This is a genomic window from Proteus hauseri (assembly GCF_004116975.1).
Classification (GTDB): domain Bacteria; phylum Pseudomonadota; class Gammaproteobacteria; order Enterobacterales; family Enterobacteriaceae; genus Proteus; species Proteus hauseri.
The window spans coordinates 1,906,854-1,919,207 of sequence record NZ_CP026364.1 but is presented as its reverse complement, the minus strand read 5'-3'; the positions used below and the strand labels follow the sequence as shown (position 1 = coordinate 1,919,207).

The following is a 12,354-nucleotide window of genomic DNA, read 5'->3' as shown; positions in this document are numbered from 1 at the left end:
AAATTTCTATACGGATGGGCTGGATGCATTATGAGAGAAGATCACAAATTAAAGAAAAGTACTAAGTATAATATTACTTATGCTTTTATTGTTTATATTGTTAGTTTTAGTTCATCTGCACAAGACCTATGGTTTAACCCTTTGCTTTTGTCTGATGATGTCGAAAATGTTGCTGATCTATCAAATTTTGAGAAAGGTCAAGAAATCCCTGATGGTTTTTATAAAGTAGATGTTTATATTAATAACAATTTTTTATCAACATTAACTTTAGATTTTAAGTTTAATATTGATAAAAAAAGAATGCAGCCATGTTTTAGTGAAAATGAAATTGGCATTATGCCAATTAAACCCGAGTATCTACCCGAAGAAATAAAAACATGCACGACTATAGATGCTATTTTTCCTGATGCAACAACCGATTTAGATATTGGTAAGCTACGACTAGGTATATCGATACCACAAGTATATATAGATAATAAAGCAAGAGGGTATATTCCAGCTAGTCAATGGAATAGTGGTATTAATAGCGCCATTATTAATTATACTTACTCTGGTGGTAATTACGATTACAAGGGTAGCTCTTCTAATCGACATTATTTAAACTTAAGATCCGGATTAAATATTGGTGCATGGCGACTAAGAGACTATTCGACATGGAATTATAATAGTAGTAAACAAGATTCTAAAAGTGAATTTAACCATGTAAATACAACCTTATCTCGCGATTTAGGACAATGGCGCTCGCGATTAGTATTAGGGGACACTTATACATCATCAAACTTATATGATGGTGTCAGTTTTAGGGGTGTTAAGCTCACTTCTGAAGAATCTATGTTGCCCGATAGTCTGCGTAATTTTGCGCCAGTAGTACGTGGTATTGCTAAAGGTACTGCGGTTGTATCTATAAAACAAAGCGGATATGAAATTTATCAAGAAACCGTTCCTGCGGGGCCATTTGAAATTAATGATTTAAATTCCGTAGGTTCTGGTGGTGATTTATACGTAACAATAAAAGAAGCTGATGGTAGTTCTCAATCATTTGTTGTCCCATGGTCTTCCTTACCAAATATGCAGCGTGAAGGTGGCTTCCAGTATTCTATCAATTTTGGTGAAGTAAGAAATGCGGGTGCAGAAGTTGAAAAAAATAAATTCATTCTAGGTGAGTTTTATTATGGATTAAAAAATGATTTAACTATCTTTAGTGGTACTCAGTTATCTAAAAATTATAATAGCTTTACATTAGGTAGCGCCAAAAATTTAGGCACGTTAGGGGCGGTTTCTATTTCAGTCACACAAGCTCATGCCAAGCTTGCCGATAATAGCTCTCATGATGGGCAACAATTTGAAATATCTTACCAAAAGAACTTAGAAAAAACAGATACAGATATTCACTTTGCCGGGTATCGTTACTCAACAAGTGGTTATTATGATTTTAATGATACTAACTACAAACATATGAGTCAGAATAAATATGACAATGATGATAATTATTACTATGACTTAAATTTTAAAGTAAAAGGGAAAACGAGTATTAGTATTTCGCAACCTGTAGGAGTTGGTTCGATATATTTAAGTGGCGAGAATAAAACATATTGGAATACCTCTAAAAAAGAAACGTTATTGCAATTAGGTTATTCAACTAGTTATAACAGCATTTCTTTTAGTACAAACTACTCGAATAATAAAACGGTTTGGGGTGATAAAAATGATCAAATGTTATCCTTCAATATGTCAGTCCCGATGAGTTTATTTTTATCTCCTGATAGTACGGCTATCTATAAAAATAGTTATATTAGTAATTCCTTTGTGTCAGATTTAAATGGTTCACTCAATGATCAAATGACGTTAAGTGGCAATTTACTTGAGGATGATGCTTTAAGCTACAATATCTCTCAAGGGTATAATAAAAATGAAAGAACATTATATCAAAGCAGTATTTCAGGAAGTTATTATTCACCTAAAGTGCTCTCTAGTGCGGGCTATTCTTATAATAAAGACAGCTCACAGCTCTACTATAGTTTATCAGGTGGTGCATTGATCCATTCTGGAGGCATAACCTTAGGGCAGTCTTTAAATCAAACTGCTATTTTGGTTAAAGCGCCTGGTGCCAGTGATACACCAATAAGTGGGCATCGAGGTCTCTCAACCGATAGTCAAGGTTATGCGCTTATTCCTTATGCTACTAATTATCGCGTTAATAGAGTGGAATTAGATATAACCCAGCTACCTAAAAATGTTGAAATTGAAAATGCGATAGTCAATGTGGTACCTGATAATGGTGCTGTTGTGCTCGCCAGTTTCGAACCTCAAGTGGGATATAAGGCCTTCATTAATATAAGTTATAAAGGAAACCCAATACCTTTTGGTGCTATTGCAACGTTAGAAGGTAAAAATATTTCATCTTTTGTTGGAGATTCTGGACAAGCTTATATTACTGGCTTAAGTGACAAAGGAATCATTAATGTGAAGTGGGGAAATCAAAAAGAACAGACTTGTTCATTTGCATATGAATTATCAGATGCTGAGAAAAGTCAGTCTATTGTAAACATCTCTGCTCAATGTCAATAATATTAAGGTGAATGATGAATAAGCCATTTTATATTTTACCTATAATTTTACTTTTCTCTTTTATGCCTATCATTGCTGAAGCGAAAACAGAAATAATTATTAAAGGACAAGTTTGGTCTAATTCTTGTGAAGTTGCCGTGGGAAGCCAAAACTTTACTGTCGATTTAGGCTCCAATGCCAATAAAAGCTTTTTAGATTTAAATCGAAGAGGGCCTAAAAAGAGCTTTAATATTATATTGAGTCGATGTGGAGAAACGGTTCAGGGTGCATATTTAAGTTTTAATGGAGAGCAAGACCCTTCTAATCGTGATCTATTGAAATTAAATAGTGCTCCAGCGGCAGCAACAGGAGTCGCTATTATGATCACAGATAATAATAATACTCTGATCCCAATAAATAAAAATAGGGCTATTACTGTTAAGCTACAACCAAGTGTAAGTAATGTTATTAATTTAAATGCGGAATTAGTTTCTGTTCGTTTACCTGTCACTATGGGTAAATTTACAGCGACTTCAAACTTTGTACTTGAATACCTATAAAAGAAGGTTCTTATGACTAAATATATTGTTATCTGTATGCTATGTTTATTCAGCCTACCTTCATTAACATATGCAAAGACAATTAAGTCTTCAACAGTCACAATTAATGGTAGTGTTTTAGCAAAGCCGTGCGAAATTATTCCATCTAATAAAATAGTCGACTTAGGTGATATATTTACATACAAAATGAATCCTTATTCAGATTGGGTTGACTTTGATATTAAAATGACTAATTGCCCTAATGTAACAAATAAAGTTTCGGCAGTGTTTATTGGTGATTTTAATGCTCAAGGAGGTTATTTTATTAATAAAGGAACATCAACTAATGTTGGTATTCAAGTTAAAAATAGAGACAATAATAATTTACTTCGCTCCGGTGAAACGATAGAAAAAAATATTGTGAATGATTCTGATATTTTAACTTTTAATTTATCGGCAAGAGCATCAAAACTTTCAGGTATTACTCAGTCAGGTACACTACAGGCAAATATAAACGTAACATACACTTGGCTTTAGTGATTAAAATAAAAAGAGATAAACAGTATGAAATATAAATTACTTTGTTATTCACTATTTTTAATTTCATCATCAAGCTATGCTATTGATGTCTATTGTGGACCTGGTTATGATGATTTTAATGTCGTTAAAGGACAAGGAGTGCCTGGAGATCAAGCCAGTCCAATAACTCTTGTTACAAAACCAATAATAACGCCAGAAGAAGCATATACTAACGGTTTATCAGTATTACTTCCTGTTGAATGTGGATTTGTCTCTCATAAAAAAATTAATGGTTATAAAACTAATAATAATTACATGAATTTCGGTGGTAGCTGGAGCCCGACGATTGAGAATATAAATACACAATATGTGGATAGAGTTCCTGACCCTGGTCAATATAGAGGTGATAGAGTACCACAGAATAATAATAAGATGCGTGCTATTGCAAATGAGCAGACTAGAAATAATCTTATTTTTTTAAAAAGTAATGTTACAGAAATTCCACCAAATACAACACTATTTAAACTCAGATTACATGGTAGGCTTGATCTAGCAAATACAAGAGATGAGAATTTTACAACTTATATTAGAGTTGTTACTGGCAGTAAAATTCAGATCCAAAATCCTACCTGTGATTTCAGCGCGACAAATACCATCGTAAATTTAAAATCTTATAATGGTGGTGGTTCTACATCACAACAGATACCTTTAGAGATTAATTGTAATTTAGATAATACAGTAAACATAACATTAAAAGGGCAAGCTGAAAGCAGTAATTCATCTATTTTAAAAAATACATCAACTAATAATCCAGCAAAGGGAATTGGTTTTAAGATATTTGATATGAATGGAGATACACTCAGCGTTAATATACCCAAAGCTTATCGATTATATGCTAACGAACATAAAAAATTGTTTAGTACAGACTATGCGCCTGTTCCTTCATCAAGAATAAAAGCGGGGAATGTACAAAGTGTTGTAAATATTGAGATGGAATATAATTAGTTAAGATATTTAATTGTAAGTAAAGATTACATCATTTTGTATCTCTGCATTTAAGTTACTAATGTAAATAAGGCAGATTTTATTCATTATGATAGTATTAAAAATTATTAATGATATTTTCTACAAAATAATTATTAAAGGTGAATAACTTCATTGATGCCGAGCATCGGATCAGGTTTTCACCTTTTTTTCTTTTTTATTTCAGGACATACTAACACTACGACATTTTTTATCAGGAACAACATGGATTGATAAGATATGATCAATAAAAATATTTCGACTTGCAAAAAATTGTCATCTTCTCCTATGATGTTCATTAATCAAATCAATCCAATTTCATTCATTAATAAGCATATTAATCAGTACGTTATAAAAAATCGATAATAATAACCAAGAATATAAATATTCAGTTGAAAATACTACCGCTGATTCTTAACATTCTTAATTAAGTGTTACCGTCACTTCTGCCGATGCAGTCACTTTGCCGTAAGGCAACTTACCATCGCCCCCAGCACAAAGACGCCATAGAACTGGATTAATAAAACTGGCTGAAGGTTGATCTTTAGTGATATGTCCGAGTTTTATGTGGGTTGCGTTATCAAAAGGAATACCTCTTCCCGTTAAACCACAGCTGCCATCAAAAGATTGCTGAGCGCCTTCAAGTTGGCCAGTTATATATCCGCCCCCTTCCTTTAAACTTAATTTACTCATATCGTTCCCGTAATTTCCCGATACACTCTTAAAGGTCAGGTTAATATTACTATCAATAACCTCATCACCCTGTGAGCAATAAGTCTCAATGGTGGTCATCTTACTGGCTAACTCTTTACCCGCCTCATTAGAGTGAATAACATCACCAAAGTTAATGGTAGGTGGGGTATTAATATTGCATTCAAGTGTTGATACTTTAAACTCGACTGTTCTAGGAAAAATAGATGAATCACTGCTAGGGGAATTTGATGAGCCGGTTCCTAAAACAAATGACGATATAAAAGAGGCTGTTGTTGTTTTTTGTGTCCCATCTGCTAAAAGAACCCAATATCCACTCATTTGTGCGTGATATGTCGAATAACCAGCAACTAGCTCTGTTTTATTCTTTAATGATACACAGTTTGCTTTATCATTTATGATTTCTAATTTAGGTGAACTTGCAGGCGCATTTGATGTAATAAATTTATTGTTCCCAAAAGATCCATTAAATGAAACAGTTTTATTACTTCTGTAATCCTTGTATTCTCCCATAAAATTACCCACTACAGCAAAATAAAGTCCAGGAGTGACCACTGTGGCATCATAGCCTTGAATATGGACGACATCTCCTGGTGTTGTTATTGAGCCATAAGGTCTACAAATTGCATAATATCCTCCACCTGGGCGGTATAATGTACTCGTAGTTGTTAGAAAGTCTGTGTAGCTAGCGCCACCACCAAATAAGTAAGGGTTATAATACGGATTTTTTTCTTGCAACAATTTGCTGGTAAAAGGTTTCCCTTGCCACACAATTCCCGTTCCTTTTGGAATAATAATCACCTCGTTGGCTTGCACTATCGAGGCGATCACAAGCAACCCGCTCAGTAACAATAAAGCGAGCATTTTTTTGACTGCGTTTAAAGATAAGAACGAAAACATCGGATTTTCTCCTACTGTGAAGACCTAATGAATAACCTGTTGTGTTATTTTTGTTGAACCACCTAATTCATCCAATAGGCTCCATTCGATAGAATATTCGCTTTTATTTTTTGACAAGGCGGGAGAGACATATCGCACCGTCCCTAAAGGGGGAAGCATCCTTCTTAACGATTCTTTATCTATATTAAGTCCCTCTATCGTTAAATGGTCGAATGTTATCCAATACGGTGTAGGGTTGATTATCTCCACTGCACCCTGTTTGATACTGAACGTTAATTTCTCGCTGTCTGGAACTTCTTCGATAAACCATTTTTCTAAGGCATTCGGTCGATAAAATAATTTCAAGTTAATTACCGTTGAAATCGACATATTGTTCTGATTCATTTCACTGTGAATGATGGGGATTGCTTTTAATGAAATATAAAATACAGACTCTTTTTTATCATCCAATAACACACTCGGTACCCGTCTAATCAGTAGTTTAATCTCACTTTTAGGCTCAAAACGAAATAAAGGAGGGGTGACCATAAAAGGTTTTTTGTCACTTAGTGTTGAGTCTTCACTTAGGCTTTCTGCCTCCATAACCAATCCCGTATTCGGATCCACGCTGTGTATCACTGATTGCAATAAATAGGCGTTATCCGTTTTATTATTGACTTGTAAACTAACCCCTTTCTCATCACTTTCATGGAAAATTACCCGTGTAAATAATAGCGATAGTCCAATATTGGTATCGACCTTCTCAGCCTGTGCCGGTAAGCACAGACAGCACGAGAACATCAGTCCAAGTAACAACCCTTTCATCCTCATCACGCCCTCTTATATGGTTTATTGGCAATCCGCAGTATATTCAATGACTGGGGTATTTTTATCCTGTGGTGCGCTCTCTATTGGCAAGGTGTAATTCACTTGACAGGTCTGCTGGGCATCATTCCCCCACCGAACCGTTAACTGCCCTTGTGATGCAAGCCCCGCGAGATAAGCCTCTCCATTGTCGCCCACCACTGAAGTATTCGTTTCATCCCCTACAACCGATACCAGCGCCCCAAAAGGGAGCGGTTTATGCTGACGCATCAGCGTCATAATCACTTGATAACCCACTTTGGTATTAAATTTCGTGTAAACAACCGCGTCTTTGGTGGGATAGAGTTGATGAATAGAATTATCGACTTCCACGTTGTTCGGTAAAGAATAGATATCCAGAGAAACGGGGTTTTTATTGTAAGCATTGCCTATCGGCACTAAGGCAAAGCCCCTGTTATTGATGGTCCCAATACCCGAATTGACTTTGGTGCCCGCAGCCTGTTCTGCTTCTACTAAGGCCAGCGGTGATGCTCCCACATAACGGGCTAACGTTACCCCATAAGGATGGGCAATGATCCCACCATTAAGACTACCTGATAAGGTATTGTAATCATTACTGTAACTGTAGCCTAACGCACTGTTAGACACCTCACCCACATAGTTAATATTTAAATTGCTATTATTGTTGGTATTTTTATCTTTGCTGTAATCTTGGTCAACGGAGATCCCTAGCCTATCTTCTAAAAGAGAAGTTCTTAACCCTATATTTTGCGTAGTATTACCATGGTTTCCCGTATTAATCGCATACGATAACGAGGATTTCTCGGCCAAGGTAGAAGGATTAAATATACTGAAAGGAACTTGCATCCCTATTGATAAACGCCTATCTTCTGGCCAATTATTATATTCATCTTTACGCTTTTCAATATTATACGTAACAAAATAACTAACTCCTTTTAATGTGGCGTTATACGATAATGACACTCGTTTATTGACTTCATGGCTATTCCAATAGTCTTCCCGATTTCCCGATAAAATCAGGGAGCCATAACGACCTAATTGTTGACTTATACTGACTTGGAAATTATTTTTACGTTTTGCTCTGCCCCACGATAATAATCCATTTTCATCAATTAAATTCGCATCATTAAAACTGTAATAATCTTTGGTGGAATAACGATAAGCAGCTAAATCAAAGGTTGTGCCCGTTGACAACATATTTTTGGCGTAGCGGACGCGGTAGGATTGTCCATTTTTCCAATCATCCATCCCATTTAATTTTGCCCGTGAAGTGGTTGCATCAAAAGAGATTGCGCCTAAAGTACCTAGCGATGTACCAATTCCGACAACGGATGACACATAGGTATTCCCACCCATTACGCCTCCGTAGAGGGTGATATTGTTGTGCAATCCATAACTAAATGTACCTAATGCAAACTTCGATTTCTCTGAGCCTGACGCATTATATTGCCCTGCGGAGACTTCATATTTAAAAGCCCCCTCTCTTTCCATGATAGGTAAACTGCTGCTGGCAATCATCTGCTTGCGAATAGAACCGTCAGCTTCTTGGATAAAGACTTCTAATTCCCCTGAAAGCTGAGTCTGTCTTAAATCGTCAATCTTAAATGGCCCAGGTGAAACATAGGTTTGATAGACTGTATTGCCATTTTGCTTCACGAGCACTAAGGCATTGGAATTTGCATATCCCGTAATGACAGGTGCAAATCCACGTTGAGATTGTGGGATCATCTCTTCATTTGAGGACAGTGAAATCCCTTTAAAAGGAAAGGATTCAAAGATACTCAATACCGGCATAATTTCACCGAGTTGTAAGGTCGATTTTAACGATTTGATATCACGGTATAATCGCACATTATTAAAATTATTATTGGTGCCGGTATTAGAATTACCGTGGCCATCGTATTTATTATAGTTACCAAAATAGTTAAAACGAAAACGCCAAGCTTGGAGATTCATACCTCCAAACACTTGAGCTAAGACGTTTTTCATATTCGCCCCAGAAGTGTGGGAGGACGTGCCCATCAGCGAATAGTTAAAGAGTAACGCCGGGATCCCTTCATCCCATAATGTAGGATCGACTTCACGTTCCGATTTATTTTTCATGATTAACTGAGGAAAGCTCAGCTTTAATTTTAAATCCGAGGTGATAAACGTTGCTCGATAATCAGGAATAAGAGCGATGATATTCTCTATCGGGGCTTCTTTCGGTAAGTTTTTAAGTGCGGGAACATTCTCCACATCCACACCCAGCGCCTTCAATTGATTGGGCGTAAAGACGGGCACCAGTTTGTATTCTTTATTCAAGGCAAACTTGACCATTTTCTCTGGCATCACTTTTTCATTCACGCTGACTGAGACTAAATAATCCCCAGGTGAAATATCCCCGTCTTTTGAATAAAAAGAGAGATCTAATTGACTATCTTCATTCCCACTAATAAATGCTGGATCAAAATATTCTGCTGCAAATGTTTTGGTTGAGTAGAGCGAGAATAAAACCGCAAGGGTTAACAGGCTTAAAGAGTGAATGCAATTATTATCAACCACGTTGAGTTTTTGTTTGTTTTTCACACAACACCTACATACTTTTTAGTCAAGAGGAGAGTCATTCAATACGAGGGTGTTGTATAGTTGAACGACACCACTCTGAAGCAAAGCCATAATCATTAATCGTTTGCCAATGAATTTGTGTATTGGGTGGGATCTTTTTATTATAAATAAAAGACCCTTGTGCCAACGGTGAAAGCATTAATGTGTTAGATAAGAGATTTTTTTTGTCATCATTGAGTGTGACCGTCACTAACGTAATAAAATACGGGGTATTATTTTTTAAAATAATCGCCTCGTTCTCCTGATTTATCTCAATAAAGCAATCATTGTCTTTTTTCTTTTCGGACAATGCCTCTGGGCGAATAAAGACCTTAATAATATTTCGTAAGCCTACCGCCACCGTATTTTTATTTTCTTCAGACGCTTTATCGAGAGCAGGAATAGCCAATACCGCCAAATACCCGAGTGATTCCACCGACGCCTCGGGGCTATTTTTTTTATACAATTTAATGGGTCTCGATTCATGGGCGGCCAATTTAAATAAAGGTGGAGTGATCATGACCGTATTATTTTTTTTATTATTATCGGGCGACTCAAGTAAATCTGATTTAATTAAATAGCTAGTGTTTCCATTATTAATAATTTGAATCGTTTTACTGTCTTTATCTAAAATGACACGTGTCGTGCCTAATACAATGCCGTCATCAGCAAGGGATAAAGAATGAAAAGAAATAAGAAATAAAATACACAAAAATAAATATATTGATTTCATCATTTTTAATTAATCATAAAGAAGGTCAAAACTCACAATTGCTTTAATAATGCCGGTCTCGACTTTCGCTTTATCACAGGTTTCGCTATCACCGCAGGCCATCATGGCATAAAATTTGGTATCCAAATTAAGTGTCGAGACTTTATAGGTTTGGTGATAATCAATAATGTCATTATTTTTAAGTGAGATATCCGAATAACTCGGCTGAGTATCACTGTGATACAATAAAAACCCCATATTTTTGACGGAAGAGTCCTGGGTTTTAAATAACCATTTTCCATCACTGGTATTAAATCCCAACCCCGAGACTTTTAATTTGGGAGTAATACTGTCTTGGCCATCTACGGCATTACACCGCGAAATATTCAAAATAAAATCACGAGCGCGAATAAGGGTATGCGGTTTAATTTCATTATTCATCACTGGATCAAATTTAATTTGACTCTGTGAGACCGATAATTCACAAGCTACCTTCACAACATTGGCTTCAAAATTAATGGTTGCTCGGGATAATGCAAACACACTTGAAGAGAACAATGTCAGTAAAAAAAGAATGAACCCACACAACACCGGCTTATTTTGAATATTCATACATGCCGCCCGAATCATTAATTAAAGTCCATTGGAATTGATGTGGGGTTGATGGGCTCTTTTTCTCGGTTAACGTATATTCAAAGGCGTCATAAGGCGGCAACATGCCTTTTCCCTTTAAAGGCACTTGTTGACCATCTACTTTAACATTCACCAAGGTAATGTAATAAGGAGAGGCATTGGATATTTTTAATTTATTGTCTAAAGCTTCGAACCGTAAATTTTCTTGGGCAGTCTCAATACTCATGGGTAAATTTTGGGGGCGATAGAAAAGTTTTATCACCGACGATATACCAATATTAATTCCCCCTGAGATATTTTTTTCTTGTTCTTCTTTATGATCAATTAACGGGATCGCTTTACTATTGATATAAAAAATAGATTCGCGATCTTTAGGTAACGACGTCGCCTCTTTGAGTATGATTTTCACATTTGTTGATGACTGCGGTGAAATTTTGACGATAGACGGTAGAACATAAAATATTTTTTCTTCTGGTCCTGAGGGGGTTTTTAATGTCACTGTTTGGGTTAAAACGGATTCCTCTTTAGTGTTATTAATTAGCATTAAAGGGACCCCTTTTTCCCCTTCATGATAGACCACTCTTAGTGCCCCTAATTGGTAAGAGATCCCCGCGAAAGTATAAGCGGGGCATAATGCCACCATAGCGGTAAAACATAATGTCAAAATCGATTTCACAACGTATCCCCCTGATATAATAAAAAGGGAGGTTTTCCCTCCCTCATTTCTATTTATTCATAAACAAATGAGAATAAAACAGGCGCTTTAAATGTCCCAGTAGTCACAGCCGTATCGGTGGCAGTTGAACCATAAGCAGCGGTTAATTTTAAAGACACATTGTCCAGTGAGGTGTAATCATCACCTTCCGTAGGTGCGGAGATTTCAGCCATTTGAACAGATTTACCATTTTCAATTGGTTGTTTTTTATCATCTAAAATCATGACACCTGCATTACTGGTTGGGTTTTTACTTTTTTGTAAGAAAATATTAGTGCTTCCTGGTACGGTATCACCGTTAATTTCAACCAGTGCTTTACCCGCAGTTTTTAGTGCATCACAGCCACTTAATGTTAATTGAAATTCAGTTTGACCCTCCGCAACAGGGGTAGAGGCGGTAGTGAAGTCAGAAGTACGCACACTCCCTAAAGTCACTTGGTTTTGACCATTAACATTGACGTCGCAGCTCACCGCTTGGATATTACCTAAAAACTCAATGTTAGTTTGGTTAGCCGCTTGTGCTGAGCCGATCCCCATTAATAAGAAAGGGACTGACAGCGCGATTAATTTAGTACGCATAATTAAATACCTTTGAAAAATTAAAATGACACTTATTCGGTTATATTCAGAAAACAATGTCTCTCG

Annotated in this window: 11 protein-coding genes; 4 read left to right on the top strand and 7 right to left on the bottom strand. The window is 36.2% G+C overall.

The genetic code is table 11. The annotated features are described in order from the left end of the window. Positions 1 to 30 precede the first annotated feature (30 nt). Genes PH4a_RS08815 through PH4a_RS08800 form a run of 4 tightly spaced genes read left to right on the top strand, consistent with a single transcriptional unit; the run spans position 31 to position 4,610 of the window. A complete protein-coding gene (locus PH4a_RS08815) occupies positions 31 to 2,568 on the top strand; it encodes a fimbria/pilus outer membrane usher protein (protein WP_129039207.1) in 2,538 nt (845 codons plus the stop codon). Between the two features lie 11 nt (positions 2,569 to 2,579). Next, entirely contained in the window at positions 2,580 to 3,107 is a 528-nt protein-coding gene (locus PH4a_RS08810) for a fimbrial protein (RefSeq protein ID WP_129039205.1), read from the top strand. A gap of 12 nt (positions 3,108 to 3,119) precedes the next feature. Further along, positions 3,120 to 3,623: a fimbrial protein gene (locus PH4a_RS08805; RefSeq protein ID WP_129039203.1), complete on the top strand. Its 504-nt coding sequence runs from the start codon at positions 3,120 to 3,122 to the stop codon at positions 3,621 to 3,623. A gap of 27 nt (positions 3,624 to 3,650) precedes the next feature. Beyond that, positions 3,651 to 4,610 carry a fimbrial protein gene (locus tag PH4a_RS08800; protein WP_064718684.1) on the top strand — a complete coding sequence of 320 codons (960 nt, stop codon included), beginning with the start codon at positions 3,651 to 3,653 and terminating at the stop codon, positions 4,608 to 4,610. A gap of 441 nt (positions 4,611 to 5,051) precedes the next feature. On the opposite strand, the gene PH4a_RS08795 is transcribed toward PH4a_RS08800, so the two are convergent. From PH4a_RS08795 to PH4a_RS08765, 7 genes are read right to left on the bottom strand one after another with little or no spacing between them, the layout of a single operon-like run. Next, the gene (locus PH4a_RS08795; protein WP_129039201.1) at positions 5,052 to 6,239 is read right to left on the bottom strand and encodes a hypothetical protein; all 1,188 of its coding nucleotides are present in this window, start codon (positions 6,237 to 6,239) and stop codon (positions 5,052 to 5,054) included. A gap of 24 nt (positions 6,240 to 6,263) precedes the next feature. After that, positions 6,264 to 7,049 (bottom strand): fimbrial biogenesis chaperone, encoded by a 786-nt coding sequence (locus tag PH4a_RS08790; RefSeq protein WP_064718681.1) that lies wholly within the window; start codon positions 7,047 to 7,049, stop codon positions 6,264 to 6,266. Positions 7,050 to 7,067: 18 nt separating this feature from the next. After that, a complete protein-coding gene (locus PH4a_RS08785) occupies positions 7,068 to 9,608 on the bottom strand; it encodes a fimbria/pilus outer membrane usher protein (protein WP_244212964.1) in 2,541 nt (846 codons plus the stop codon). Positions 9,609 to 9,666: 58 nt separating this feature from the next. After that, on the bottom strand, positions 9,667 to 10,386 hold the full coding sequence (locus tag PH4a_RS08780) for a fimbrial biogenesis chaperone (RefSeq protein WP_129039197.1): 720 nt from the start codon (positions 10,384 to 10,386) through the stop codon (positions 9,667 to 9,669). A 6-nt stretch (positions 10,387 to 10,392) separates the two neighbouring features. After that, positions 10,393 to 10,974, bottom strand: a complete 582-nt coding sequence (locus PH4a_RS08775; RefSeq protein ID WP_164971536.1) for a fimbrial protein — start codon at positions 10,972 to 10,974, stop codon at positions 10,393 to 10,395. Further along, positions 10,958 to 11,671, bottom strand: coding sequence for a fimbrial biogenesis chaperone (locus PH4a_RS08770; RefSeq protein WP_129039193.1), 714 nt, complete (start codon positions 11,669 to 11,671; stop codon positions 10,958 to 10,960). The genes PH4a_RS08775 and PH4a_RS08770 overlap by 17 nt, the downstream gene beginning before the upstream one ends. 53 nt (positions 11,672 to 11,724) lie before the next feature. Then, entirely contained in the window at positions 11,725 to 12,288 is a 564-nt protein-coding gene (locus PH4a_RS08765) for a fimbrial protein (RefSeq protein WP_129039191.1), read from the bottom strand. Between the last annotated feature and the right edge of the window lie 66 nt (positions 12,289 to 12,354).

Excerpts from the sequence above, each read along its gene's own strand:
- PH4a_RS08815 (WP_129039207.1), top strand. The coding sequence starts at position 31 with ATGAGAGAAGATCACAAATTAAAGAAAAGTACTAAGTATAATATTACT.
- PH4a_RS08810 (WP_129039205.1), top strand. The coding sequence starts at position 2,580 with ATGATGAATAAGCCATTTTATATTTTACCTATAATTTTACTTTTCTCT.
- PH4a_RS08805 (WP_129039203.1), top strand. The coding sequence starts at position 3,120 with ATGACTAAATATATTGTTATCTGTATGCTATGTTTATTCAGCCTACCT.
- PH4a_RS08800 (WP_064718684.1), top strand. The coding sequence starts at position 3,651 with ATGAAATATAAATTACTTTGTTATTCACTATTTTTAATTTCATCATCA.
- PH4a_RS08795 (WP_129039201.1), bottom strand. The coding sequence starts at position 6,239 with ATGTTTTCGTTCTTATCTTTAAACGCAGTCAAAAAAATGCTCGCTTTA.
- PH4a_RS08790 (WP_064718681.1), bottom strand. The coding sequence starts at position 7,049 with ATGAGGATGAAAGGGTTGTTACTTGGACTGATGTTCTCGTGCTGTCTG.
- PH4a_RS08780 (WP_129039197.1), bottom strand. The coding sequence starts at position 10,386 with ATGATGAAATCAATATATTTATTTTTGTGTATTTTATTTCTTATTTCT.
- PH4a_RS08775 (WP_164971536.1), bottom strand. The coding sequence starts at position 10,974 with ATGAATATTCAAAATAAGCCGGTGTTGTGTGGGTTCATTCTTTTTTTA.
- PH4a_RS08765 (WP_129039191.1), bottom strand. The coding sequence starts at position 12,288 with ATGCGTACTAAATTAATCGCGCTGTCAGTCCCTTTCTTATTAATGGGG.